The sequence below is a fragment of the Stratiformator vulcanicus genome, from assembly GCF_007744515.1.
GTDB classification, from domain to species: Bacteria; Planctomycetota; Planctomycetia; order Planctomycetales; family Planctomycetaceae; genus Stratiformator; species Stratiformator vulcanicus.
Genome location: NZ_CP036268.1, coordinates 747,007 through 772,450, shown reverse-complemented (window position 1 = coordinate 772,450; position 25,444 = coordinate 747,007). Strand labels below are relative to the sequence as shown.

Here is a 25,444-nt window from a genome sequence, read left to right as displayed (position 1 = left end):
CAGCGTCTGGCGAGCCCCAAAGTGTCAGGGTTAGGTCGATACAGTAACCGTCGCTCGTGAACCAGGCGTAGCGACCCGGCTCCGGCTCTACGGTTCAGATCCGCCGTCCGCCGTCGCCGCGACGAACTTATTCCACAGTAAGACGCACAGGGACTATTTATGAATCGCTTCTCAATTCTGTTTTGCTTCGTAATAACAGTTGCTCTTAATGGATCGCTCTGGGCAGAGCCGTCGCAGCGGCAGCTTGACGCCTGGCTGAAGCGATTCCCGGAAGCCGACACGAACGGGGACGGACGGCTGACGGCCGAGGAGGCGGCGACCTATCGGCAAAAGGTCACCAAAGGGCGCCCCGAGGCCGGCGGCGCCCCGCGAACCTTTTCGGTCGATGCCGGATGGGATGCCGATCGCTTTCCGGATGACGCGGTCTGTTATCTGCAGCCGGAGGAGATCGCAAAGCTCTACAGGCGTGTGACGCGACCGGAGACGCCGAAAGACGGATCACTCCGCATCGTCGCCACCGGCCACAGCTTCATGGCACCCGGATTCCGAACCTTGCCCGCGATTGCCAAGGCGGGAGGCTTCGAGCAGCAGACACTCCTGACCCATGTCGGCGGCGGGATCACGGGCAGCGCTCGTTTCAAGTGGGAGCAGGAGAACGGCATCTTCCAGTTCAAAGGCCGGCCGACGCCGAAACTCCTCGCATCGATTTCGAACGCCAAGTGGGACACGATGCTGTGGGGCCCCTACTTCAACGATCGCCCCGAGTACTACCGCTGCTGGATCGACTTCTGCCTGAAGTACAATCCCGAGATGAAGTTCTATCTCTCCGACGCGTGGCCTCAGCTCTATCAATTGAAGTCGGTCCCCTCGTCGGAAGAGGAACTTTCCGCGGAGGTCATCGCCCGCATGGGAACGGAAAAGCACGCGATCTACGCGAAAATCATCGGAACGCTCAACCGCGAGTACCCCGGCAAGGTATTCGTATTGCCGACGAGCGACGCGATGGTGATTGCCGCGGAGTACTATCATCGCGGCGAGCTGCCGGGCGTGGAAGGACTGCACACTTCGGTGGGAGGCCAAGAGCGATCGCTGTGGCGTGACCGACTCGGGCACCTGGGGCCGGGCTTCGGCCGCCTGGAAGGATATGTCTTTTACGCGACACTTTACGGTCGTTCTCCCGAACTGATTGAAGGGTCGGTCGCCTTTAAGGACCGTTCTGAATATCCCAGCGACGAACTCGACCGCGCCTTTCGCAAGATCGCCTGGCAGGCGGTCATCAACAACCCGCTCACCGGCGTAACCGATCGCGATTCCGACGGCGTCGACGACAATCGCGAGGAGCCTTAAGTTGCCGCCCGATTCCCCGGCAAGCCTCTGCTTCCAAGTCGGCCACTCAATAGAGGTCGACCACAACGGCCGGAAGGTGGCAAGGGGATCGTCAAGCCTTCGCCGTGCGGCGGGGCTCGACTGAAAGGCGAGCCCCGAAGTGTGCGGGTTAAGTCGTTCCATTAACCTTTGCGGTGAGACCAGACGTAGCGATCCGGGCCGGGCCCTACGGTTCAGACCCGCTACCCTCCGTGGGCAGGTGGTAACCTATGGGCCACCAGCCTAAACAATTGACCAAATAGAATCTGCGGACCAGATGCGCGACCAGACCTTTTGCACATTCCTGCAATCTCGAATTAGTAAGTCTGCGATGATGGCCTGGGATTGGTACTTCAAGAGAGGTGACCAGGAGGCCGACATTGCTCACTGGGCGATCGATGCGTATTAGGGAACTGTCGCTCTGACACCTCGTCACAGCAAAGTTGATGAGTATTCAGCGGTGTGGGAGCCACCCGCGATGGCAGGCCGCACCAGGGGGGGTGAGCCGCCCCCGGCACCCCCGGCACCCGGCGCTCGCATCACCGGGGCTGTCTTGCAAACATCCCTGCCGCCCTACACCGTACCAGTCGTGGAGGGCCGTCAACGGGTACAGCGCCGCTTGACAACGAAACTTCTCGACTTGGCAGGGGTTCTCCTCACAGTGCCTGTTTCCCAACTCGGAGATTCCAATGCCGAAAACCTTCGCGATTCTCGCACTCTGGCTCCTCGGTCTGGCGTCCACTGCAAAATCAGACGTCCCTGAGTCAGAGCCAATTTTCAAAGATGGGGCCAGCTGTCTCTTCATCGGCCACAGCTTCTTCATCCCGGTGGCCAAATCGTTCGACAGGATCGCCCGCCAGAGTGGCTTCACGTCCCATGAAGTGAAGCTTGTCTTCTCCCCCGGCCCTGGTGGGTCACCGGGCAGACTGTGGAGCAACCCGAGGCAGAGGAAACGAATCGACGAGGCCTTGGCGACTGGCAAGATCGACTTGATGGGCATGACCGTAGGAGGTGGCAATAAGTTCGAGGACTACCAGCGATGGATTGACTTGGCTCTGAAACACAACCGCGAGACGCGGTTCTTCATCGGCGTCCCCTGGTTTTTCGGCGGGCCGAGGATGGAGAGCGATCGGTATAACATGGCAATCGAAGCGAGCGGCGACCAAAACTTTAAGACCGCAACGGAACTGCGCAAGGCATACCCGAAGAGCCACATCTACTTCATCAACTATGGGTTCGTAGCCTCCGAGTTGAAAGGCCGCTTTGAAGAAGGGCGCCTTCCCGATGTCACAAAGATTTCCGGCCTGGGTGATGAAGCCCTGTTTCGCGACGGCTTGATCGGTCACGGCGGACCCATGATGCTTGAGGTGTCATCACTGCTCTGGCTGAAAACCCTTTACGGTGCGGATATCGGAAAAATTAAGCGTTCGGCCTACAAATCGAATGTCGAAGAGATCGTCGGAAAGGTCACCGAATACAACGAGAGGTACAAATGAACGACTCGCGACCGGAGCCGATCGACCCGCTTCAACTCATCCGTGTAGTACAGACGTTGTCCGGTGGCGATCGTACAGCGAAAAATCGGAGCCGCGGCAATCTCGTCGTGACTCGGCGGGTGGCTGGGGTCGGGCGCGAATCAAGCGATCACCAGCGACCACGTCACCTTGAAGAATCATCAAAACGCCCGCCCCCGGTTTTCGGGCGTGTTCGCCGACTCGAAGACCACTCCGCGCTCGCTGGGGGCGGCTCTGCGAGACCGACCCCAGCCACCCGGTCTTCATTCCTGCGGAAGCAGGAATCCATTGGGCGGTGTGACACTCGATCGGAAATAGATTCCTGCGTGCGCAGGAATGACGGATAGTCAGCTTAATTCTCTGACGGCCCGTTCTTCAATTCCTTCCGCCACATCTCTCGAAAGCTCTGCTTCGGCATCTCCGGCATCTCGCGTTGTTTGCCCCAGGGGTTGAGGCCGTGGTAGATGCTCCAGCGGGGGAGTTTGGGGACGACGAAGCGGCTCGTTTTGCCGACGAGTTGATACAGGGCAGGGGAGCCGAGCAGTTTCCCCAAACCCCACATGCCGACCCGTTTCGTCCAAGGGAGATGACCCTGAGCCTTAATTTCCTTGCGGAAGGCGAGCAGTTGATGGTGCAGGGGAATCTTGACCGGACAGACATCGGTGCAGGAGCCGCACAGGCTGCACGCGTTCGGCAGGTCGGCGTGACTCTTGGCGTCCATCAAGGGGTTTAAGACCGAGCCGATCGGGCCGGGGACGGTGGTGCCGTAGCTGTGGCCGCCGCTGCGACGATAAACCGGGCAGGTATTCATACAGGCCCCGCAGCGGATGCACTTCAGGGCTTCTTTATAGAGCGGGTCGGAGGCGATCTCACTGCGGCCGTTGTCGACCAGAATGATATGGAGCTCGCCCCCCTCGACCGGGCCGTGGAAGTGGCTCGTATAAGTCGTGATCGGCTGTCCGGTGGCACTCCGCGCGAGCAGCCGGGTGAACACGGCGAGGTCACTGGCGCGCGGGATCAGCTTCTCGAGTCCCATCGACGCGATATGGACCTTCGGCAGGCTCGCCCCGAGGTCGGCATTGCCTTCGTTCGTGCAGATCACGATGCCCCCCGTCTCGGCGACCGCGAAATTCACGCCGGTGATCCCGGCGTCGGCGGCGAGGAACTGCTCTCGGAGGTGCTGCCGGGCGGCTCGGGTGAGGTAGGTCGGGTCGTTGTTACCGGCCTCAGTGCCGAGGTGCTCGTGAAACAGCTCCGAGACTTCTTCCTTCTTAATATGAATCGCCGGGAGGACGATGTGGCTCGGGTGCTCCTTCCGCAATTGCACGATGCGCTCGCCGAGGTCGGTGTCGACGACCTCGTAGCCGTGGCGCTCGAGGAAGGGGTTAAGATGACACTCCTCGGTGAGCATCGACTTGCTCTTCACGACGCGCCGCACTTCGTGTGACTTTAAGATGTCATTGACGATCTCGTTGTGCTCGGCGGCGTCTTTCGCCCAATGCACCTTCGCGCCGAGCCGAGTGGCGTTGCGCTCGAATTGCTCCAGATAATCGCCCCACCGGCTGACCGTATGCTGTTTAATGTTCGAGGCACAATCGCGGAGGTACTCCCACTCGGGAACCGACTGCGCCTGCTTGTCGCGCTTCATGCGGACAAACCACAGCGACTCGTCGTGCCAGCGCGTGCGTTCAGGATTCTTAATGAACTCGGCGGCGTTGAGGGCGTGGGTGGCCATGTTGAGGGGCTAGGGGCGAGAGGCTAGTGGAGAAGACAGGAGTCAGTAGTTAGAAAGAATTGTTAATCTCGGAACTCGTTGATGAGCGATTTGAGTGTTTCTTCGTCGTGTAGCTCACCGTCACTCTTAAATATCTCGACCTCGACGCGACCATCGGCGTGAATTCCGATCTCCCAACGTTGACCGGGAACGGCGCAATCGATGGACACGACATTTTCTTCAGAGTGTCGAAGCGTGAAATGAATACCAGCGGCACTCAGCTCGGTCGTAAGGTCGTGAACTTTACTCACTCCGGTCAGTGTCGAAATTGCCATGGCTAGGAATCCTTATCGAACCGGTGATCGTTCAACAATTTATAAATTGTGGGGTAGCCTGTCATTCGCTGCTGAGCTTTTTCAGCGACTTCTTCCCATAGCAGATTCAAGATTGAGTCGAAACTTGGTGAGCCTTTGGGCAATGGAGCCCGGCGAATCGACGCTTTCTTTACCTGTAAGATTTCACGAACGCTAAGGCCCGCGTGTCGATGCGGCATCAGAGGGTCGCCCCGTCCGTCACACTTGCACCTTCATTCTGACTACGCGCTCCTGTCTTCTGACTTCCCGCGAGCATCGCTCGCTCCAGAATTTCCGCGATGTGCATCACTTTCAGTGGGCGCTCTTGGCGGCGGATGAGGCCGTCCATGTGCATCAGGCAGCTCATGTCGCCGGCGGTGATGATTTCGGCCCCGGCCTGTTCGTGGTCGACGATGCGGTCGGTGCCCATCATGCAACTGACGGCTTCCTCGCTGACGGCAAAGGTGCCGCCGAAGCCGCAGCATTCGTCGATTCGCTTCAAATCGACCAGTTCGATGCCGTCCAAGCCCTCGAGTAGGATGCCGGTTTTGCTGAAGGGGGCGTCCATTCGTTCGGAGTCGGAACCGAGGCGGAGTTCGCGGAGGCCGTGGCAACTGTTGTGAATGCCGACTTTGTGAGGGAACGAGCCCGGCGGTCGCTCGATCTTGAGCACGTCGACCAAGAACTCGGTCAGTTCGTAGACCGACTTTTTGAATTCGCTGAAGGAGTCCTCGGGGCCGAAGTATTCGCCGTAGTGCTCGCGGACCATCGCGGTGCAGCTACCGGAGGGACAGACGACGGCGTCGTATCCGCGGAAGGTGTCGAAGAACCGCCTTGCCAGGGGAGCGGCATCAGACGTGCAGCCGGTGTTGGCCATCGGCTGCCCGCAGCAGGTCTGTGCCTCAGGAAAGTCGATGTCGGTGATGCCGAAATGCCGGAGCACCCGCACCGTCGCCATGGCAACGTCGGGATACAATTGGTCGATATAACACGGGACGAACAGTGCGACGCGCATCAGCAGGAAGTCTCGGGGAGTTGTTCGGTTGAGCGGAGACCTCTGAAGTATACGAGTCGGTTACGCCTTTGCCCAATCGAACAGGGCGTTCGGTCACTCTGCTGATGATTCCAGCAACGCTTCGGCCCGTGTGCGTACGATCTCCACACGGTCCGACGCCGCCGCCTGCTTCAGTGCCGCTCGCGCGGCCTGATCCGGCCCGATCTTGCCGATGGCCAGCACGGCTTGAGACCGCACCAGCGGTTCGGGAGACTTCAGCAGCAATCGGCTCAGCAGCGGCAGAGCCGGTTTTCCGGTCGAACCTGTCAAACCAAGCTGACGCACCGCGGAAGCGTTGAGCCCGTCCTCGGCGGCGGTCATCAGGACTTCGACCGTCGCTTCGTCGGACTGTTGGAGGTCTGCGAGCGCGAAGGCGGCGTTGAGCCGGACGGGTTCGCGATCGTCTCGCACCGCTTGCCGAAGGGCTCCGATCGTCGCATCGCTCGGCTCGCGCTGCTTTGTCAGGGCATGCACGCTCAGCCGGGCAACGTCTTCGTCCGGATCGCCCACGTGATCGATCAATGCCGCGACGGCTTTCGGCGGTATCGGCTCTTGAGCGTCGGCGAACTCGCGGGCTGCGGCCTGTCGCTGTTCGGGGTCATCCGAATTCAGGGCTTTTAATTGAGATGAAAGACCGGCATCGCAACCTGAAATTGCCACGCAGATTAATACCGCGATGACGGAAGTTTTGAGCGGTGAGAAAATAGATTTCGTCCGCATGTTGGAATGCTTGAGGCTTACGCTCTTGTTCAAATCGTTGGGGTCATCGCGGATTAAATCGTTCGGCGAATATATCACGTTTTGAAATCCACTCCTAATGCGGAATTTGTCGAGTGGAATCCCTTGCTTGCGCTGCGGGCTTGTGCAAACGCTTAAAACTCACCGATGGCTTCGCCGCCGTTGCGGGAGGCGAGGGCTTCGTAGACATTGTCGTCCATGTTTTCCGAGAGAAAGCGGACCGACCCGTCGCCGATTAAATGCTGCGCGCCGCCGGCGTGAAAGCTCGATGGCCCCCACAGGCAGGTGATATCGTTCGGTTCGTCGTAATAAGGCGTATAATTAATCGGCAATTCTGGTCCAGCGTAATTAATTGTGTCGGCGCGGTCATACCGTCGCGCGGCGATAGAGGAAACGCTGCCGTCGATCCACACGGCCACACCCTGCTCACGAGTTTCAGCAACGAACATCGTACTGGAAAGCCCGTCGGTCACGTCGCGAAACTTAATACCCCCCTCCGGAAAGATCGCCCCGTTGGGCGCGTTCCACAATTTGTCGATATTCGTCGCACCGATCGCCACATAGTTGCGGATCGCAAAGCGGTCATAGATATCGGTGTAGAGGTGATTAGTGGCGAAGTCGGTCCCGGCGAACGAAGGGCAACGGTAGACCGGGATGACCGTCGACGCGGCGGCAAAGTTGGCCGACGAGACGGCGCTTTCGTTGTAGTCGACGAGATTTTGCAAACTCGACTGATCGAGCTGCGGCAACAGCAGACTTGCCCAACCATGCAGGTGATACTGCTGCGGATTCGACAACCAGACGCCATACTCGATAAACGTCGTCGTACTGGGCGGGATGACGTTGTGAGCCCCGTGGTAATTGTGGATCGCGATCCCGATCTGCTTCAGATTATTCGAACAGGCGGATCGCCGGGCGGCTTCGCGGGCCTGCTGCACCGCAGGAAGCAGGAGCGCAAGCAGCGCCGCGATAATCGCGATCACAACGAGAAGTTCGACAAGCGTAAAGGCACGGTTGCGCATAGAAAGAGTCTCGCGTCTGAATTGGTCCGGCCCCGATAATGATTCTGACGCGATTCGGCCGCGGGTCAAGCGGGAAGTTTAGGCGTGCCGACATCTTTCGATTCGAAAAATCATCAGATATACTTAAATCGTCGCACGGAAAAGGAAACGAACGATGAATTACCGCGTAGCATTGGCTGAATCCGACGAAGGATTTGCAATCTGGGTCCCAGCGCTTCCAGGCTGTTGTTCGCAGGGTAAAACGGAGGAGGAAGCGTTGATGAACATTCAGATTGCGATTCGGGAGTACGTGGAAGTTGCGGCGGAGAAGGCAAACGATTGGGATGTCGAAATAGTTTACCGTGATCTTGAAGTTGCCATGTAGCGATGCCGAAGCTGCCCGAGATCAATCATCTCGATGCAATTCGAGCTTTCGAGAAAGCTGGTTTCCGAATTGTTCGACAGGGCAAGCACGTGATTATGTCGAATGACTTGGCCATCTTGACGATTCCAAGATCGAACCCGGTCAATGCATTTACAATGGGGCAGTTGGTGAAAGATGCGGGGCTGACCACGGAATCGTTTCGGCAATTGCTATGAAATTTGGGCGATTAGCGTCGCAACAATCTCCGACGCCGGGGCGTCGGCTTGGATGGGGAGCTCGTGGCATTCTTCGAGATTGCGGAACCAGGTGAATTGTCTTTTGGCGAACTGGCGGGTGCGGGTTTTTAAGGTTGCGATGGCGTCTTCCAGCGTGAGGCCCTCTTCGAGATGAGTGATTATCTCTTTATACCCGAGAGCTTGCCTGGCGGTGCGGCTGAGGCCGTGCGGGGCTTTTAAGAGTGTCCGCACTTCGTCGACGAGCCCCCCCTCAATCATCTGGTCGACGCGGCGGTCGATGCGGTCACTGAGCCAGTCGCGAGGCGGGCTGAGCCAATAGACGTGTTGCGGGCGCTCGCCTTCGGGGAGCGGGCCCTGTTGCTGCTGTTCGGACAGCGGGCGGCCGGTGGCGTCCATAACCTCCAACGCCCGGATGACCCGGCGGGTGTCGTTGGGGTGCAGTCGTTCGGCCGTCGGCGGGTCAAGCTCGCGGAGCTTCGCATGAATCGTCTCCACGCCCTCCGCCTCGGCTTCCGCTTCCAATTTCCGCCGCAATTCCCAATTCGCCGGCGGACCTTCGAACACGCCGCGAAGCAGAGAGCGCAGATAAAGCCCCGTTCCTCCCACAAAGAGCGGTCGGCGTTCCCGCGCGAGAATGTCTTCGCAACACTGCTGCGCTGCCTTCAGGTACTCCGCGACGGTGTATTCCTCGTGCGGCTCGAGGATGTCGATCAGATGGTGCGGTACGCGGGCCTGCTCTTCGGCAGTCGCCTTCGCCGTGCCGATGTCCATGCCGCGGTAAAGCGTCATCGAGTCCATCACAACGATCTCGGCGCCAATCCGCTCGGCCAGCTCGAGCGAGACCGCGGTCTTTCCGCACGCGGTCGGCCCGGTGAGGAAGATGCAGCGGCGGAGGAGTTCGGGAGGGAGGAGCATGGGGTCGAGGGGCGAGGGGCCAGAGTCGAGTGCAAATAGGCGCGAGGATTATTCTTTGTCGCGAGGCTTCCGGCTGTCAAAAGCTTTCTGTTGACCCTCGACTCTCGGCTCTCGACCTTCATAATCTTGCAAATTGTTGCCATTTCTAGAACGATTTCGCCATGCACGAATTTGATACCAGCATCAGCGTTGCCGCGCCGATCGACGAAGTCTTCGACTTTCTGACCCGGCCCGAGAACGTCATTCAGGTCACTGCGCCCGATGCCGGGGTCAGCGTGGTCGATGCGCCCGAGGTGATGCAGCCGGGGTCACGCAACAAGCTGAAATTCTCCGGCTTCGGTCCGACGCAGACCTTCATCTACGAAGTGACGGAGTTCGTGCGGCCGGAACGGTTCGTTGAGGTCCTGATTGAAGGCCCGATGAAAATGTTCCGCAACGAGCACGAGTTCGAATCGCACGGTTCGGACGGCACGTCGGTCCGGGACCGCATCGTCTTCCAACCGCCGGGCGGATTGATCGGAATGGTCGTCAACGAGAAGCTGATTCGCTCGCAACTCGAGAAAGGCTTTCGCTTCCGGCACGCCCAATTACAGCGGCTGTTCGGCACAGCGTGATCGTTGCCAGATCGCGGAATGGAAGGAATCGGTAAGTGCCGATTGCCTCATCCCCCGCTTCCAATCACATATCCCCTATTTCCCATCACCCCGCCTGCGCCTCATGCCACGCGGCGGCGCCCATCACGGTCGCTTCATCACTCAACTCGGCGGCGACAACTTTGAACTGGTCGCGATAGGCGGGCATCGCCTGAAGTTTGGCCACCCGCTCTGTCGCTTCGACGATCAGCTTCGGCATCGCTTCGACCAATCCGCCCCCGAGAATCACCACGTCGGGCAATAGCAGGTTGACGACGCCGCCGATCGCGGCGCCGATCTGCTCGGACGCGTCAATAATGATCTGCCTGATTGCCAAGTCGCCGTTCTCGACGGCGTCTTCGAGTGCCCCGCTGCGAACGTCGGAGATGTCGGTGCCGGTCTTGTCCATCAGGTAGGGTGCCTGACCGCGGTAAGCCGCCTGGACGGCGTAGCCGGCGATCGCGAGTCGGCTCGCGACGGCTTCCAGTGAACCCCGATGCCCGACGCCGCTGCGTGGCCCGTCCGGCAGAATCGGCATGTGGCCGATCTCCATGCAGGACAGACTGCGGCCGCGAATGATGTCGCCGTTGTAAACGCAACCGCCGCCGATCCCCGTGCCGGGGAAGACGCCCAGCACGCAATGAGCCCCTTTGCCCGCGCCGAATTTGTACTCCCCGTAGACACCGGCATCGACGTCGTTGAGGACCGTGACCGAGCAGTCGAACGCCTTCTCCAGCTCGGCTCGAACTTTGACGTCTCTCCAACCGAGGTTGGGCGTGTTCACGATGACCCCTTCCTTCCAGTCGAGCGGACCCGGGCATCCCGCCCCAATGCCGAGCGGCTTCTGCTTGGAAAGCTTCGCGTCGTCGATCGCTTCCTCGATCGTCTCAATCACTCGGCTCACGCCCTGCTTGGCCCCCTGCTGACCTTTGGTCTTCTTGCGAGCTTTGCCGAGAATGTTGTACTCCTCGTCGAAGACGACGGCGTACATCTTCGTGCCGCCGAGATCGAAACCCACGCGGTACGGCTGGTCTTTTGCCATGGGAAAGTCGTTGCTCACTCGTTTCGTTGATTGGAATAGCGATAATCTAGCGAAATAAAGCTGTCCCTGCTGCGCGACCGAGGGATTCCGTAATGACCGACCACCTCAGCGAGAGTTCAAACCGGCGGGAAGCCGTGGCAATCGTTGCGGCGCTGGCGCTCGAACTCGGCCCGATCCGCCGGCTCTGCCAGATCGAATCGAAGACGACAACGCGGGACTTCACGTTCGAGACCGGTACTCTCGGCGACACACCGATCGTGCTCGCCTGCTCGGGGCCGGGGCGCGAGAAAGCCCGCCGCGCGACCCAGGCCGTTTTGGATGCCCACCCCATCGGCTGCGTCGTCAGTTGCGGTCTCGCCGGGGCACTCGCCGACGAACTGCCACTCGGCGCCATCGTGGTGGCCGACGGCGTGATCGACACCGAGGGAGGACGAATCGACCTCTCTCCCGTGGTCGCCCCGGACATTGAGCGCCGGCTGTTCGTCGGCAAACTGCTGACGTCAGGCCGTGTCATCACGCGCGTGGATGAAAAACGACGCTTGGGCGAAGAGACCGGGGCGCTCGCCGTCGATATGGAGACTTTTGGCACCGCAGCCTGTTGCCGTGATGCCGGCGTCCCCTGCGTGGCGATTCGGGCCATCAGCGACGATTTGTCCCGTGACCTGCCGCCCGACGTCGCAAAGATGCTGACCCAGCGCGGCCCCCGCCAATGGGGGGCCGCCGCCGGGGCGTTGCTGAAAGAACCGTCTCTCGCAACCGATCTGTGGACACTGCGCGAGCAGGCCACCTCCGCCGCCGACATCCTCGGCCGTTTTACAGCCGCCGCCGTGCCGCAACTGCTGAATTAAGATGCTAACCATCGCTACGGCATCGCGATCGATGGCAGATCAGATCGAATTTAGCCACTCACGATTAAGTTAATGCTTATGACCCCCGACCTTGTCTTCAAAATTGTCAATGCGGTTGTCCTCCCCGGCTGGCTGCTGCTCGTCTTCGCCCCTCGGTGGAAAGGGACACAGCCGATTGCTGCGTTTACCATACCGGCTCTACTGGGCGTTGCCTACTTAGCGATCTTCATTTCTCAGGTCGGCCGGGTCGAAGGTGGGTTCGATTCCCTCGAGGCGGTCGAAAACCTATTTACCAATCGATTTATCGTCGTCGCCGGTTGGATTCACTACCTCGCATTCGACATTTTCGTCGGCTCATGGGAGGTCCGAAACTCGCAGCGCATCGGTCTATCACACTGGTTCGTGCTCCCATGCCTTCTCTTAACATTCCTCGCCGGCCCGCTCGGCCTCTTAATTTACCTGGTCTTCAGAGTCTTAATTATCAGAACACGACAGCCGGAACTTGCCGCCAGCCCCGTCAACGACGTACCGGCATAAGCTGCCATTTGAGTTAAGAGTCAAAAAGTCAATAGAGGGTAGCCCAGCCCACCGGGCTGGGTGCCGCAGGCACACGAGGCGATGGATTGCAAGGCTGCCACGAAGATTCCGCGCCGAGGAACATGAAGACCTCGAAGTTCATCGCCATTTGTCGCTACGCGACCCGGCCCGAAGCTTGGGACTGGCCACCCGCTTCACAGGATTGCCTCACTTTTGGGATGTTCGTCTGGCAAAGATCAGTCCGGTTCCGATGGCGACATGCACAAGTCCGACGAGGAGAATCTGCAGACCAGAGAATAGCCCGGTCAGCACGACACAGGCGCCAAAGCCGAGACAGTAGACAATACCGAGATCGATCAAAGCCTTCACGAAATCGTCTCACTCAACCAGGGGCGGCCCGGACTCTACCCGTCAGGGTCGCACACCGATACGAGGTCTCAGCGAGGTAGCCAGCGTACGCGACACCGATCGCAATATACAGACTCAAGCAATGGGTCTCGGCTTTCAAGCAATCGGAAGGTCTCACTGCTCCTCCAGAAGTTCTACGCGCAACTGGATTCTCTTAGTTGGAGGCCATGGTGCACCGCCTCTCCAACCCGCCGGTGGGTGCAGCCGACCGGCTGCGCAACCCCATGCGGCGGAGGATGCCGCGGCATACTGCCCGAACGCGTTCGGATTTTTATCGTCATAAAACGACAGCCCAGAGTTAAGGCAGACAGATCGAACAGTTCATGAAATCACAGCCTCGATCAACAGGATTGAGGGCGTTTCAATAAACCGACAAATTCCTTGAAGGTGCCGAGGCCCGAGCCACGCTTGCCGTCGTGTCCATCTCAAATAGAAGAACCCCCTCTCCCTCGGGAGAGGGCCGGGGTGAGGGGCCCACGGCGGCGGCTCATATCATCGCCGCATCTTGATTCCTCGCTGAGAACCTGCAAAGAGCAACGTCGCAGTGCCGTTCGATCAACACCCCACCGCCCCCTCATCCGACCTGTCGGCCACCTTCTCCCGAGAGGAGAAGGCTGGTGGCGGGCCCCAATTTGCAATGGGTGGCCCGGCCCAACGGGCTGGGTGCCGCAGGCACAAGAGGCGATCAAGTGCGAGGCTACCACCACAATGGTGCGACGAGGAACCTTGGTACCTTCAAGTTCATCGGCTCCTGGTGCGAGGTCTGCAACTGCATTGCTGGAGCGATGTTAAGGTTGTCTGTCACTCACGGAGAGCCTCGATTGCGACTGGCAATTCCCCGGGGCTGACCCCTGGCGGTACCGATTTGTCCCAGAGGCGAAAGCGGAGGGACAGTGTCGCCAGCGGAAATCGAATTGACACTGATGAGTAGGTTGTCGCAAACCCGGCACGAACCATACTAAAAGTGTTCTTGTCAATCCGACTGACCGTATTAGATTCTAAAAAACCGACGGTATCATGCCATCAGTCATCCGCAGCGAATTCGTGCGCCAGTGGACACCCGCTCGACGCGTCGAGCTACTCGTTCCACGAAATGCTCACCCTCGCGACGACTTGCCGAAGGCAATTTCTAGACTCGAACTTCAGGCCCAGATTAAAAACGAGAACTCCTTTCGCCCCTTTTACCCGAAATCACAATTAACCGCACGCGAATTGAGCGGTGATGAGACGTTGTCAGATGGCATCTACTCTTTCACGCTTCGCGACGCTGTCGTCGAGACCTACGAAGTACGCTCCTTGTCACTCCCCGGCTTTGAAGACCATTACATAGCGAGTTGCCAACGAAACGTACTCGCTGCAATCAAAGTCGGAGAGCCGCTCGACATTATCTTTGATGATCCGCTCGAATCGCCAACATCGATACAAAAACATCACTTTCCTGCTAGAAACCCAAACGCCCCTAACGCAAGAGTCAGAGAATCTGGCTACGGACAATTCCCAATTCGCATAGAGGCTCTGTCGCTTTCAGATAGGGGCTTCTCAATAATTTCGTGCTTCGAAGATCATTACCGAACGACGACATCCCGGCTCCCGTTCTTCTTCGGTTTCGCAGTTGCGGGTACGTCGACTACAGAAGCACAGTGGCCGATGTGGAGGACTTTACTCAAACGCGCAATGCATGAAGCGTCACGACAGCGTTACGCGATGGCGGTTCTTCATGCGACCTTTGCAGTTGAATCATTTATTGATGAAACAATCTCACAACTGTTAGAAGTAGCAAGCCTGACTGAGAAATTCTGTGAGGAAATTATTGTAAGCACTAGGCTCATCGCAAAAATTGGCCAGTTAATCAATTCAGTGGATAGACACTATTCTCAAAATCAAATTTCACGAGTGCAGCGAAAACTCCAGAATCATTTGTTTAGCCCTCGTAATCGAATTGCCCATGGGCGCATTGACCCACATCAGATAAGCCAATCCATGGCGACTCAAGCCGTAAAAACTGCAGTCGAGTTTGTTTGGGATTGGAGTGGCGAGGACGGTCGACGCCTCTTGATCCCATGGTCGTTTGAAACCAATTTCGCAGCAATGATAGACGCCCAGCTGATCAATGCTTGCACCGCCGAAGAGCCTGCGAGGCTTGGCTAGCCTCACGCAATTCAAGAGGTAGTGCTGACATTTCATCACTGAGATATAGGAAAAATCAGTATCAAATTATTCGCCACTCGGCACCACGCAAAATGTTGCCGCGAGAACTAATCACTTCAACCCAAACTCCTTAATCTTTCGATACAGCGTCCGCTCGCCGATGCCCAGCATCTTTGCCGCTTCTTCGCGTTTGCCGCTGGTGACTTCTAATGCCCGTTGGATGTAGTATTTTTCGACCTCGTTCATGGGGCGACCGATGAGTTGGTCGGCTCCGGAGTCGGCGGTGGGGAGGATTTCGCCGGTCTCGTCTTCATCTCGGGCGAGGGGGGCGATTTCTTCGGGGAGGTCGTCCTTATCGAGCATCCCGTCGATATCGAGCACGATCATCCGCTCGACGGAGTTCCTTAACTGCCGAATATTTCCGGGCCACTCATAGCTCATTAGGGCCTGACGGGCCGTGCGGGTGAAGCCGCGGACCTCTTTGCCCGAGCGCTGCGTGATTTCCTTTTGAAAGTGATCGAGCAGCAACGGAATATCACCGCGCCGCTCCCTTAAGGGCGGCAAATGAATACTGACGACATTAATGCGGTAATAGAGATCGTCGCGAAAACGTTTCTCAGCGACCAATTGTTTTAAGTCGGCGTTCGTCGCAGCGACGAGTCGGACATTAATCGGCACTTCATCATTGCCGCCGAGACGGGTGATTTTTCGCTCCTCGAGCACTCTTAATAACTTGACCTGAATATCGAGCGGCATCTCGCCCACTTCGTCGAGGAAGAGGGTGCCGCCGTTGGCGTATTCAAATTTCCCGACACGGCGTCCCATCGCTCCGGTAAAGGCTCCCGCCTCATGCCCGAACAGTTCGCTTTCAAGAATGCTTTCGGGAAGCGCCGCGACGTTCAGGGGCACGAAGGGCTTGTTCTTCCGCGGGCTATTCTGATGCAGGGCCCGGGCGACAAGTTCTTTGCCGGTGCCGTTTTCGCCGGTGATAAGGACCGTGCTGTCAGTTGGCGAGACGTTCCGCAGGATGTCGATAATGCGGTTCATCTGCGTGCTGGTGCCGATCACGCCTTCGAAACCGAAGCGTTCGTCGAGCCGACGGGAGAGTTCGGCATTCTTGCGGATGAGTCGCACGCGGGTCGACGCCTTGTCGACGGCGGCCCGCAGCTCCTGGATGTCGAGCGGCTTGGCGAGGTACGAGTAGGCCCCGTGCTGCATCGCGGTGACGGCAGAGCTGATCGACCCGTGGCCTGTGACCACAATCACTTCCGCATCGGGCAGTTCCTCCTTGGCCTTGGAGAGAATCGCGAGGCCGTCGGTGCCCTCCATCATCATGTCGGTTACGACCACATCGTACTGGTCGCTCTCGATCCGGTTCGCCCCGCTCTCGCCGCTGTTGGCGACGGTGCAGTCGGAGCCGATCACGCGCAGGCTCTCCGCAACGGCCTGCGCATGGGCCTCATCATCGTCCACAACAAGGACGCGGATCGGGATTTCAGAAACGTCATCGCTTTTGGCAGGGCTGTCCATTTGGCAGAGCGTAACGACAGCTATGACAGCGCGGCAAGTGTGGCAGGTTCGCTTTACGGGTGTCTAGATGCGACCGATCGGGAGCGCTTCCTTTCGGTCGCGGCTAAACGGGGCCTAAATCGTTGGCGGCATTGGCGATACGGTCGGTGAGGCCATTGGTGGCCCGAACGGCATCCCGTCGATCGGGATGCACGAACACGCGCACGCGCTTCACATAATCATCGAATTGGCGACGGGCGAGGGCGTCGGTGACGGGGGAGATGTCGGCCAGCTTGCGGTACACGTTTTCCTTCGGGAAGTAGATGTCGACATTGAACTCGACCTCGCGACCGGGGGGCGGGGCATCGATCACCAGATCCGTCGGTCGAAGATCGGCAATCCCCGCGGCGGCGAGATCATCGGCCAGACACGTAGCGCAGCGAACGAGGTCTGAATAACTTCTGCGGGCGAGTTGCGTGTAGATCTCCCGCGACTGGAACAGGCTGAACTCGGCGACCTGCTTGTAGAGTCGGCGTTTGGGGCCGAACACACCTTCGATGAGGTCTTCGCTCGGCGTGCCCTGTGCCTCGCTGCGGAGCGTGTCGATCACGTCCTGCTCGGTGCCGCGGAAGAAGGCCCGGAGGTCGAGGCGGTCTTTCAAGTCATAGAACGCTCGGGCAAACATCGCGGTCGCGCTGCGGACGGCGTGGTGCCAATAGACTTCGCTGAACATCACGTAGCGGGCGAAGACCATCAGCTCGGCGGCTGTTTTGCCCTTCTCACTCAACGCGAGACCGTCGCCTGCTTCATTGACGACCAACGAGCCGATCAGCCGGGCGCGGTCGAAGTTGCGGCCGTAGGGCACGCCGGCGTGCAGGCTGTCGCGGTCGAGATAGTCCATCTTGTCGACGTCGATCGGCCCGGAGAGGATCGATCGCGTCAGCTTGCGACCGGGCGAGCCTCCCTTGCCATTGAGGGCGTCAAGAACTTCATCTGATGAAACGCCCCAATCGTCGCGCAGAACAGCGGCGAGTTCAGAGCCATCGCCTAAGAACTCGGCGGCAAACTCCTCGTGCGGCGGGAGGTCGTCGAGTTTCATGTCTTCGATCGGATGGGCGAATGGCCAATGCCCGAGGTCATGCAGCAGGGACGACGTCAGCAACACCTCGGCTTCGTGCCGATCGACGGCAGCGGCGAAGCGGTCGTCCCGGCTGAGCTGGTCGAGATAGCGGACAGCGTTGTGAAAGACGCCGAGGGCATGTTCGAAGCGAGAGTGCGTTGCTCCCGGATAGACCCGCGCGACGACACCGAGCTGACTGACGTGCTTGAGCCGTTGGAACTCGGGTGTGTCGACGAGCCGGCGGACCCGGGTCGAAAAGGGCACGTCCTGTTCGAACGGCAGCCGAATGATCCCGACACGCGAGCCGCGCTGCTGCAGTTCCGGAATGTCGAAGAGCGATTCAGACATGACTTCAAATGATGACGTGAAATAAGCCCGACGCGCAAGCGAGGGACCGGACATACTGGGTCACCCTTTAATCTTGCGTCCCTCGCTTGCGCTGCGGGCTTGTTGGTCTTTTCATTACGCCGTGCGAACGCCGATTGGAGCGTTCTCAACGAGATCGGTCGCGGGCTTGTCTGAAGGGGCGAACAATTCTTCGACCATATCGGCGATTGCGGCGTCGTCGAGGTCGTCTCCCTGTTCCTGCATGACGGCCCAGAGCATGCGACCATCGCTGACGGCGCGGCGCATCTTCGGGGGAAGGTCGGTCAGGTACGTTGATCGTGGCGGCGTCGCTTCGATTGCCTCCGACAGGAGCGCAGGCAGGTCATCAATTCGCTCGCACGTTTGGAAGTCGACCAGCCCGACGAGCAGCGGATTGACGCGCCCCGCGATCAGCGTGCGGACGTCATCGGCGAACGCGACGAGCGGCTTGCCCAACGTCCACGCCATCGCGGCTTCGGAAACGGCTCCTTCATCGGGGACGCGGCCGTTGAGGTTCCAGACCATCGCATCGCATTCGACGGCGAGTTGATAGACGTCGAGGGCGAAGATCGCCGCGTGCAGAAACGCCCCGGCAACCGGCTTCTCCCAGCCCCGCTCTTCGAGCACGTCGAGTACGAGGCGGAACTCCATGCCGTCGCGGTGCGGCAGGTAGACCGCATATCCGTTCGACTGCATCGCGTCGGCAATCTCGGTCATCTCCCGCCGCTCAGCCTCATTGAACAGCGGCCCAGCGCAGTACACCCGAATCGCCCCGTCGCCGTTACGCTCGCTCATGAATCTTCCTTGCTTCACACAACCCCGAAGCGCGAATTCAACAAGCCCGAAGCGCAAGCGAGGGAGCCGATCATAAAGGGTGGCCCGAGCTCTTTAGGTCCGGGCGGCGAAGCCGCAGAAGGTCTTGACGACATCTTCCGAACGAATCAATAGGTGCCGTTATTCGAAATGCCCTTCTGAGACCTCTTGTCGTTGCGCGACCCGGACCTGTAGGGTCCGGGCCACCCATCCCCATACTTTGAATCTCTCGCTTGCGCGTCGGGCTATTCTCAGATTGCCTCCGACAACTCACCCGCCGCGAGTATAACGGGGCGTGTGGGATTGGCGACCGAACCGCGATATTGCGGACATCTGCGGCAAAGCGTCGGGCATCGCAATCGGCTCCGGCCGACCTATACTCTTCGTTCGCATTTCACCCTTTCCGCGGCCGGTGTGACAGTGGCGACTTCCTCCGATGAATTCGACCTGATCGATTTCATTGCCGCGCGCGCCGCGCCGGCGGCGAATGTGCCCGTCGGCATTGGTGACGATGCCGCCGTGATACGCACGCCGAACGGGGACGAATTGCTGGTGGCGTGCGATACGATTTTGGAAGGCACGCACTTTCGAATTCCCGAACATGACCCCCGCCTCATCGGTCGCAAATCGCTCGCGGTGAATCTGAGTGACATCGCGGCAATGGCGGGTCGCCCGACGGCCGCGTTCGTCGGCCTGAGCCTGCGGCGAGGCCGACGGTTTGCTGAAGAACTCATGGAGGGGTTGATCGAACTCGCTGCGGAGTTCGATGTGTCGATCGCCGGAGGCGACACGACCTCGTGGGACGGGCCGCTCGCGATAACGGTCACCGCGTTAGGCGAGCCGACCGGAGCGGGACCGGTGTTGCGATCGGGGGCGAAGCCGGGCGACGTCCTCTACGTGACCGGGCCGCTCGGAAGGAGTTTCGAGACCGGCCATCATCTTTCGTTTCGCCCGCGTGTGGCCGAAGCAATCCGGCTCCACCAGTCTATTCCGATCCACGCGATGATCGACATTAGCGACGGGTTGCTCAGCGACCTCGGCCATTTGTGCCGCGCGAGTGGCGTCGGAGCCGCGATCGATCTCGCAAGTGTTCCGAGAAGGGACGGCGCGCCGATCGCAGAGGCGATCTCGACAGGCGAAGACTTCGAACTGCTATTTGCAACGCCGCAGGATATCACCGACTTCGACGTCATTCCGATCGGCAAATTGACCGAGCAGCCGGAGCTCGTCGAATCCGCATCGGGGCGTCTGCTCAGCGAGTTCTCGAGCCGAGAAGGCTATCGCCACTCGCTGTAAGACTGGCGGTCACACGACCGGGGCATTCAAGAACTCGGCGACGGCGTCGTTCCATGCCTCGGCCGCTTCGACGTTGGAGAGGTGAGCGGCGTTGAGCGAATGGTATCGGCCATTCCCCACTCGCTCGGCGATGTGCGAATTCCACTCGGGCGGCGTGGCGCGATCATGCTCTCCGCCGAGAACGAGCGTCGGCACTTTGATCGATCGCAGTTCCCGCTCAAAGTCGAAGCAGCAAACCGCTCGGGCAATATTGACATATCCCGCCGCCGTCGTGCGACAGAACATCGACGAAATCTCAGCCGTCGCCTCATGATGGGCACTTTGAAAATCACTCGTCAGCCAGCCAGCCATGACGCTTTGCTCGATTGATGACAAACCGTCTCGCTCGATGGTCTGCAGTCGTTCTACGAGCAACCGAGTATCCGCAATTCGGGCGGCCGTATTTGAGAGGACCAACCGGTCGATCCTCTCCGCGGCGTATCGTCCCAGCCACAGCCCGACCATCCCGCCGAGCGACAGCCCGCCGAAGTGGAATCGATCAATGCCGAGCCGATCGCAGACAGCGAGCGTGAGTCGGCCGAGATCCTCGATCGTGATGCCTTCGGCAGCGGCGGACGAATCGCCGTGGCCGGGGAAGTCGAAGCGGACGACATTGAAGGCGGCCTCGAACTTCGCGACCTGCGGCCGCCACATCTGGGAGCACGCCCCCAACGAATGAGACAGCACCAACGTCGGGCCGTCGGTTCGGCCGTCACGGAAATAGGTGATCTGATGACGGTCGACTTCGATCATCGTTGGAGACTGCCGTGTCATTGCAGACCGCGCCACTGCTCGACCGTCGCTTCCGCAGTCGCCTTGAGCATTCGCAGATCAGAGCCGACGGTCACGAGGTCGGCGCCCAGGTCGGCCATCCGCTTGGCATACTCCGGCGTCATCGTGTGCATCCCGACCCGTTTTCCGGCGGCTGTGGCCGTCTTGATGATGTGGGTAATTGCCTCGACGACCTTGGGCTCATCAGGATCAAACCGCGGCGCGACGCCAAGCGACAACGCGAGGTCGGACGGGCCGATATAGACGCCGGAGAGTTCCTCGACGCCGAGAATCGCGTCGAGTTGATCGAGAGCCTCGGCCGTTTCGATCATTGCCAGCGAAACGACTTGGTCGTTCGCTTGCTTCCAGTAATCCGCGCCGTAGACCGTCGCCGCCCGCACAGGACCGTAGCTGCGGCTGCCGCGCGGAGCATATCGACAGGCCGATGCAAATCGAGCCGCCTCATCAACAGAGTTGACCATCGGACAAATGATTCCGAGGCAACCGGCATCGAGCATCCGCATCACGATGCCTTCGTCGAGCCAAGGCACTCTGGCGAGCGGGACGGTCGGGGTCGTGGAGATCGCCGTCAGCACGCCCAGTGCCGCTTGGTAGTCGGCCAAGCCGTGCTGCATGTCGATCGTGAGCGAGTCCCAACCCGCTCGGGCCATCACTTCGGCCGTGGCCGACGACGGTATCGCGATCCAGCCGTTCAGAGTCGAACGGCCTTCGTTCCAGCTCTCAACTAAATGATTTTTCATAGTAGCGGGCAGGCTACGGTGACCGGCCGACCGTTCGCAATCGTCCCGGCAACGATAGAGAATCGACCGGCGGAATGAACGGGCTACATGTCAGTAGACTTGCCGTCCCGACCGACATTCGGATGCAATCACAGATCAAAGAGGCGTGCACTTCGAATCCGACGTCTCTATTCCGATGTGGGGAGGGACTTGCGAGAAGCGGAAATGGAAGATCAGATCGGCGATTCGAGCGATCAGAGTCGGCCGCGATCACTCGGCGGGACGCTGTGGCGACTGCCGGGAGACATCCTGATCGCCGCGGTGCGTGTCTATCAGGTATCGCTCGGCCTGATCATCGGCGGTCGCTGTCGATTTCACCCGAGTTGCAGCAACTACTTCATCCAAGCCGTCCGGAAGTACGGTGCCGTTCGCGGCGCTTGGAAAGGTCTGTGCCGAATCGGACGGTGCCACCCGTTTCATCCCGGTGGCTATGACCCGCCGTAAGTGCTCGCAACCGGTTAAGCTCGCGGATCAACGCCCTAGAAGTCAGTAAATCGCAAGGGCGACGGGGCTTTGAGCGGCGGCTCGTCACCGAATTGCAACGGCAGCAGCGTTGCCGGGGAAGAGACGATCGCTTCGTCCTCGCCGGCGTCGAGAAAGATCGGTCGGCCGAGTTCAACCAGAGGGGCTTCGGCGTTGTCAGAAGTTTCGCTGAAACTGACCTGCTGGGAGTCATCCTCCCCTTTCGCCGCCACAGGCATGATGGCGACATCGCCTTCTTGCTCGGGGACGACTCCGAAGAGTGTCTTGAACCGATCTTGCCACTTTGGTTCCGGCATTTGTTGCGATGCAGAATCACTCTCGGTGCGACTGGTTCTCTTGATCCGTCGGCCGAACCAGGATGTTCGTTTGGCTTTGCGTTTCTTCTCCGATTGGCCGACATCGTAGAACTCGCCGGGATCTTTCTCGAGCGCAGCGCTCGGGACCGGAGGGGGCAGCAGCAACGGTTCGCCGTCAAACTCCGGAGTCTCGGGGATATTGAATTCAGGTTCGACACTGGGCGGCTGCGGGGCCACCGACCGGTCGACCGACGGCGGAGTGTAGGGAAGGATCTCTTCCAGGTCCGTCTGTCCGGAATAAGCCGGTCGCAACGGGGGCGAGAGCGCCGGCTCCTTGGTCGTGCGGCAGCCGGAGGCGACAAGCAACGTGATTGAGGCCGTCGCCGCGAGGGCGAAAGCGGATCGCGACGAAATTAGGGCGCGGGTTCGTAGTTGCTGCATCGGCTGCTCCTTCGTTGCAGTCCGCCGGTTCCTCCCGACGGTCGGCTCCAGTCCTCCTTTGTCATCGGTACCACTTGATCCATGCGGCGATCCGAACTTCGGTGGTAGCGGCAACCACAGACGATCGACCGTCGGTTGTTTCCGCAACACCGGTTCTTCGTACCATTCTGTCGTTGCGGAAACTGCATGACGTACGGTTTGGACCGGTTAACAGAGCCGTATAATCGGTCTGATCGCGTCAGCACTCGTGCGTACTGGGAGATTCACCGATGAAAGCCGCCGTCTTCACCAAGACCGGTCCGCCCAATGTCATCGAGGTCGTCGACCTGCCGACCCCGGAACCGGGTGAGTGCGAGGTCCGTATTGAACTCGGCGCCGCATCGGTCAACCCGATCGACACATACATCCGATCCGGCGCGGTGCCGCTGCCCGTTCAGAATCCGCAAATCATCGGTTGCGACTTTGCCGGCACCGTCACGAAAGTCGGCTCCGCCGTCGAACGGTTTCGGCCCGGGGACCGTGTTTGGGGCAGCAATCAGACGTTCTTCGGTCGGCAGGGGACGTTCGCAGAGCAGATCGTTGTCGATGAGCAGTGGTGCAACGCGACTCCGGAAGGAGAAACCGACACCGAAGCCGCCGCCGGGGCATTGGTCGGCATCACGGCTCATCTCGGATTGCACCGCACCGGGCAATTGCAGCCGGGCGATTCTGTGTTCGTCAACGGCGGCACCGGGGGAGTTGGCTCGTCCGTCGTTCAACTCGCCAAGGCCACCGGTGCAGTTGTGGCGACAACCGCCGGTTCGCCGGAGAAACTCGAACGCTGCCGCGACTTAGGGGCCGACATCGCGTTCGATTACAGGTCGCATGACCTCGACGAGCAAATCAGAGCGTTTCTGGAGCAGTCCGAAAGAAGTGGTTTCGACCTGTGGTACGAGACGCTGCGGCAACCGACTTTGGAACGGACGATCGGGATGATGGCCGAAGGCGGCCGAATAATCCTGATGGCAGGCCGCGACGCTCGCCCGGAGTTCCCTTTAGGTTCATTCTACACCCAGGACTTGAGCATCCGCGGCTTCGCGATGTTCAAAGCCTCAGCCGACGAGCAGCGGGTCTGCGGCGAGGCAATCAACCGACTCTATGAAGCCGGATCGTGGAAACCGCAAATCGGAACAACCATGTCGCTCGCCGAAGCCGCCGAGGCGCACCGGCTTCAAGAAGCGAATACGCTTGAGAATGAGGGAACGCTCTCGGGAAAGATCGTGATCGTTCCGTAACTCGCACAGTACTTGCCGAACACCTCAGACTGTTTCCCTACCCACGAAGCGATTTTCGATGAAGCGGACCGCGAACAAACCACGAAGATCGAAGCCGGCGCCTCCCCTTTCCCCGGAGCATTTGCAGCCGCGGGGACTCGGTCTGCCCGACAGTCCGTTGCCTCAGCTACCGCTTCGTTCGATCACGCGCAATCCCCTGCTGATGCGCAGCCGCTTAGGTACGTTCCCCCGCGACGCATCGCACGGCGACCTCGTCGAATTGCTCAGCGACGACGGCACGACCTACGGTCACGGCATGTTCAATCCGCGGGCAGAGATCGCCGTCCGGGTCTTAAACCGAGAGCCGAAACCGCCGGCACGATCTTGGTGGGCCGGTCGCATCGAAGACGCGATCGAGCTGCGGCACGATTATTTAAAGCTACCCGATGTGACTGACGCCTATCGCGTCATTCATGCCGAAGCGGACGGCTTGCCAGGATTTATCGTCGATCGATTCGGCGATGTACTCTCAGCGGAGGTCTTCAGCCTCGCGATGTGGCAGCGGGCGGCCGAACTTCTCGAATTAATTTCTCAACGGCTCGAAACCAAGCACCTCCATTTAAGAACCGGACCGCGAACGTTGGAGCAGGAAGGCTTCGAAGGCGAACCGGAATCTACGGAGGAGCTTCCGGAATCGACGGTGATCACTGAAAACGGGGTCCGCTATCACGTCGACTTTGCCCAAGGACACAAGACCGGTTTCTTCTGTGACCAGCGGGACAATCGAGCTTTCATCGCATCCCACGCGGCAGGGAAATCGGTGCTCGACGTGTGCTGCTATACCGGAGGATTCGCCGTGGCGGCCAAAGTGGCCGGAGGCGCGTCCGAAGTCACCGGCGTCGACCTCGACGAGGACGCGGTCGAAGTTGCGAAACGGAATGCTAAATTAAACCGAGCGGACGGGCGATTCGTGCATGCCGACGCTTTCCCGTATATGCGAGATATTCTATCCGGCGGCCGACGGTTTGACGTTGTCGTTCTCGACCCGCCAAAACTAATTCATTCCCGCGACGAATTCGAAGACGGCCGAAAGACCTATTTCGATTTAAATCGGCTGGCATCACAACTCGTCGCCTCCGGGGGGCTGCTGGCGACATTCAGTTGCTCCGGCCTGATGTCAGCCGACGAATTTCATAAGATCGTCTGCTCATCGATCCCTTTCGATCGTCGCGGGCAGGTTCTTTACACCCGCGGAGCGGCGCCTGATCATCCGATCGCTGCGGAATGCCCCGAAACCGCCTATCTGAATGGATTGATCCTTCGCGTTACCTGACGCGACTCGAACTGCCTTATTAATACTTCTTAGC

General features: G+C 59.5%; 27 protein-coding genes. 13 read left to right on the top strand and 14 right to left on the bottom strand.

Features of this window, described 5'->3' with window-relative positions; genetic code table 11:
* Positions 1-159 precede the first annotated feature (159 nt).
* The 3 genes from Pan189_RS02820 to Pan189_RS02815 all read left to right on the top strand — a co-directional run bounded on the left by Pan189_RS02820 (position 160) and on the right by Pan189_RS02815 (position 2,861).
* Positions 160-1,347, top strand: coding sequence for a hypothetical protein (locus tag Pan189_RS02820; protein ID WP_310820998.1), 1,188 nt, complete (start codon positions 160-162; stop codon positions 1,345-1,347).
* 295 nt (positions 1,348-1,642) lie between these two features.
* A complete protein-coding gene (locus tag Pan189_RS21185) occupies positions 1,643-1,774 on the top strand; it encodes a hypothetical protein (RefSeq protein WP_310820997.1) in 132 nt (43 codons plus the stop codon).
* A 280-nt stretch (positions 1,775-2,054) separates the two neighbouring features.
* Entirely contained in the window at positions 2,055-2,861 is an 807-nt protein-coding gene (locus Pan189_RS02815) for a hypothetical protein (RefSeq protein WP_145362450.1), read from the top strand.
* A 370-nt stretch (positions 2,862-3,231) separates the two neighbouring features.
* Here the strand turns inward: Pan189_RS02815 and Pan189_RS02810 are convergent, their stop codons facing one another.
* From Pan189_RS02810 to Pan189_RS02785, 5 genes are all read right to left on the bottom strand, one after another.
* Complete coding sequence (locus tag Pan189_RS02810; protein WP_145362449.1) at positions 3,232-4,614, bottom strand: lactate utilization protein B; 1,383 nt, start codon at positions 4,612-4,614, stop codon at positions 3,232-3,234.
* Positions 4,615-4,676: 62 nt separating this feature from the next.
* Positions 4,677-4,928 carry a hypothetical protein gene (locus Pan189_RS02805; protein WP_145362448.1) on the bottom strand — a complete coding sequence of 84 codons (252 nt, stop codon included), beginning with the start codon at positions 4,926-4,928 and terminating at the stop codon, positions 4,677-4,679.
* Positions 4,929-5,145: 217 nt separating this feature from the next.
* A complete protein-coding gene (locus Pan189_RS02795; RefSeq protein ID WP_145362446.1) occupies positions 5,146-5,961 on the bottom strand; it encodes a (Fe-S)-binding protein in 816 nt (271 codons plus the stop codon).
* Between the two features lie 93 nt (positions 5,962-6,054).
* The gene (locus tag Pan189_RS02790) at positions 6,055-6,720 is read right to left on the bottom strand and encodes a HEAT repeat domain-containing protein (protein WP_145362445.1); all 666 of its coding nucleotides are present in this window, start codon (positions 6,718-6,720) and stop codon (positions 6,055-6,057) included.
* A 152-nt stretch (positions 6,721-6,872) separates the two neighbouring features.
* A complete protein-coding gene (locus Pan189_RS02785) occupies positions 6,873-7,760 on the bottom strand; it encodes a DUF1559 domain-containing protein (RefSeq protein ID WP_145362444.1) in 888 nt (295 codons plus the stop codon).
* Between the two features lie 154 nt (positions 7,761-7,914).
* On the opposite strand from Pan189_RS02785, the gene Pan189_RS02780 reads away from it, so the two are divergent.
* Positions 7,915-8,124, top strand: a complete 210-nt coding sequence (locus tag Pan189_RS02780) for a type II toxin-antitoxin system HicB family antitoxin (RefSeq protein ID WP_145362443.1) — start codon at positions 7,915-7,917, stop codon at positions 8,122-8,124.
* Positions 8,125-8,126: 2 nt separating this feature from the next.
* Complete coding sequence (locus Pan189_RS02775) at positions 8,127-8,339, top strand: type II toxin-antitoxin system HicA family toxin (RefSeq protein ID WP_145362442.1); 213 nt, start codon at positions 8,127-8,129, stop codon at positions 8,337-8,339.
* Here the strand turns inward: Pan189_RS02775 and miaA are convergent.
* Positions 8,334-9,275 carry a tRNA (adenosine(37)-N6)-dimethylallyltransferase MiaA gene (miaA, locus tag Pan189_RS02770; RefSeq protein WP_145362441.1) on the bottom strand — a complete coding sequence of 314 codons (942 nt, stop codon included), beginning with the start codon at positions 9,273-9,275 and terminating at the stop codon, positions 8,334-8,336. The genes Pan189_RS02775 and miaA overlap by 6 nt on opposite strands.
* Before the next feature lie 161 nt (positions 9,276-9,436).
* On the opposite strand from miaA, the gene Pan189_RS02765 reads away from it, so the two are divergent.
* Positions 9,437-9,889 carry an SRPBCC family protein gene (locus Pan189_RS02765; protein ID WP_145362440.1) on the top strand — a complete coding sequence of 151 codons (453 nt, stop codon included), beginning with the start codon at positions 9,437-9,439 and terminating at the stop codon, positions 9,887-9,889.
* A gap of 85 nt (positions 9,890-9,974) precedes the next feature.
* Here the strand turns inward: Pan189_RS02765 and Pan189_RS02760 are convergent, their stop codons facing one another.
* On the bottom strand, positions 9,975-10,949 hold the full coding sequence (locus Pan189_RS02760) for an ROK family protein (RefSeq protein WP_145362439.1): 975 nt from the start codon (positions 10,947-10,949) through the stop codon (positions 9,975-9,977).
* Positions 10,950-11,041: 92 nt separating this feature from the next.
* Here Pan189_RS02760 and Pan189_RS02755 point away from each other — a divergent pair, with 92 nt between their 5' ends.
* Together Pan189_RS02755 and Pan189_RS02750 are read left to right on the top strand one after the other, a co-directional pair.
* The gene (locus Pan189_RS02755) at positions 11,042-11,797 is read left to right on the top strand and encodes a phosphorylase family protein (protein ID WP_145362438.1); all 756 of its coding nucleotides are present in this window, start codon (positions 11,042-11,044) and stop codon (positions 11,795-11,797) included.
* Positions 11,798-11,869: 72 nt separating this feature from the next.
* Positions 11,870-12,334, top strand: a complete 465-nt coding sequence (locus Pan189_RS02750; protein WP_145362437.1) for an ABA4-like family protein — start codon at positions 11,870-11,872, stop codon at positions 12,332-12,334.
* Between the two features lie 207 nt (positions 12,335-12,541).
* On the opposite strand, the gene Pan189_RS21180 is transcribed toward Pan189_RS02750, so the two are convergent.
* The gene (locus tag Pan189_RS21180) at positions 12,542-12,703 is read right to left on the bottom strand and encodes a hypothetical protein (RefSeq protein ID WP_310820996.1); all 162 of its coding nucleotides are present in this window, start codon (positions 12,701-12,703) and stop codon (positions 12,542-12,544) included.
* Positions 12,704-13,759: 1,056 nt separating this feature from the next.
* On the opposite strand from Pan189_RS21180, the gene Pan189_RS02745 reads away from it, so the two are divergent.
* A complete protein-coding gene (locus tag Pan189_RS02745) occupies positions 13,760-14,890 on the top strand; it encodes a hypothetical protein (protein ID WP_145362436.1) in 1,131 nt (376 codons plus the stop codon).
* A gap of 111 nt (positions 14,891-15,001) precedes the next feature.
* Here the strand turns inward: Pan189_RS02745 and Pan189_RS02740 are convergent, their stop codons facing one another.
* The 3 genes from Pan189_RS02740 to Pan189_RS02730 form a co-directional block, all read right to left on the bottom strand.
* Entirely contained in the window at positions 15,002-16,420 is a 1,419-nt protein-coding gene (locus tag Pan189_RS02740) for a sigma-54-dependent transcriptional regulator (RefSeq protein WP_145362435.1), read from the bottom strand.
* A gap of 103 nt (positions 16,421-16,523) precedes the next feature.
* A complete protein-coding gene (locus tag Pan189_RS02735; RefSeq protein ID WP_145362434.1) occupies positions 16,524-17,867 on the bottom strand; it encodes an HD domain-containing protein in 1,344 nt (447 codons plus the stop codon).
* Between the two features lie 114 nt (positions 17,868-17,981).
* The gene (locus Pan189_RS02730) at positions 17,982-18,680 is read right to left on the bottom strand and encodes a nucleoside 2-deoxyribosyltransferase (RefSeq protein ID WP_145362433.1); all 699 of its coding nucleotides are present in this window, start codon (positions 18,678-18,680) and stop codon (positions 17,982-17,984) included.
* A gap of 438 nt (positions 18,681-19,118) precedes the next feature.
* Between Pan189_RS02730 and thiL the strand changes: the two genes are divergently transcribed.
* Positions 19,119-19,994 (top strand): thiamine-phosphate kinase, encoded by an 876-nt coding sequence (thiL, locus tag Pan189_RS02725; RefSeq protein ID WP_310820995.1) that lies wholly within the window; start codon positions 19,119-19,121, stop codon positions 19,992-19,994.
* A 9-nt stretch (positions 19,995-20,003) separates the two neighbouring features.
* On the opposite strand, the gene Pan189_RS02720 is transcribed toward thiL, so the two are convergent.
* The gene (locus Pan189_RS02720) at positions 20,004-20,786 is read right to left on the bottom strand and encodes an alpha/beta fold hydrolase (RefSeq protein WP_310820994.1); all 783 of its coding nucleotides are present in this window, start codon (positions 20,784-20,786) and stop codon (positions 20,004-20,006) included.
* Between the two features lie 17 nt (positions 20,787-20,803).
* Positions 20,804-21,565 (bottom strand): HpcH/HpaI aldolase family protein, encoded by a 762-nt coding sequence (locus Pan189_RS02715; protein ID WP_145362430.1) that lies wholly within the window; start codon positions 21,563-21,565, stop codon positions 20,804-20,806.
* Positions 21,566-21,769: 204 nt separating this feature from the next.
* Between Pan189_RS02715 and yidD the strand changes: the two genes are divergently transcribed.
* Complete coding sequence (yidD, locus tag Pan189_RS02710) at positions 21,770-22,048, top strand: membrane protein insertion efficiency factor YidD (protein ID WP_145362429.1); 279 nt, start codon at positions 21,770-21,772, stop codon at positions 22,046-22,048.
* 35 nt (positions 22,049-22,083) lie between these two features.
* Here yidD and Pan189_RS02705 read toward each other — a convergent pair whose 3' ends face one another.
* Entirely contained in the window at positions 22,084-22,974 is an 891-nt protein-coding gene (locus Pan189_RS02705) for a hypothetical protein (RefSeq protein ID WP_310820993.1), read from the bottom strand.
* 119 nt (positions 22,975-23,093) lie between these two features.
* On the opposite strand from Pan189_RS02705, the gene Pan189_RS02700 reads away from it, so the two are divergent.
* The gene (locus Pan189_RS02700; protein ID WP_145362427.1) at positions 23,094-24,098 is read left to right on the top strand and encodes an NADPH:quinone reductase; all 1,005 of its coding nucleotides are present in this window, start codon (positions 23,094-23,096) and stop codon (positions 24,096-24,098) included.
* 58 nt (positions 24,099-24,156) lie between these two features.
* Positions 24,157-25,410: a class I SAM-dependent rRNA methyltransferase gene (locus Pan189_RS02695; protein WP_145362426.1), complete on the top strand. Its 1,254-nt coding sequence runs from the start codon at positions 24,157-24,159 to the stop codon at positions 25,408-25,410.
* Positions 25,411-25,444: the final 34 nt, after the last annotated feature.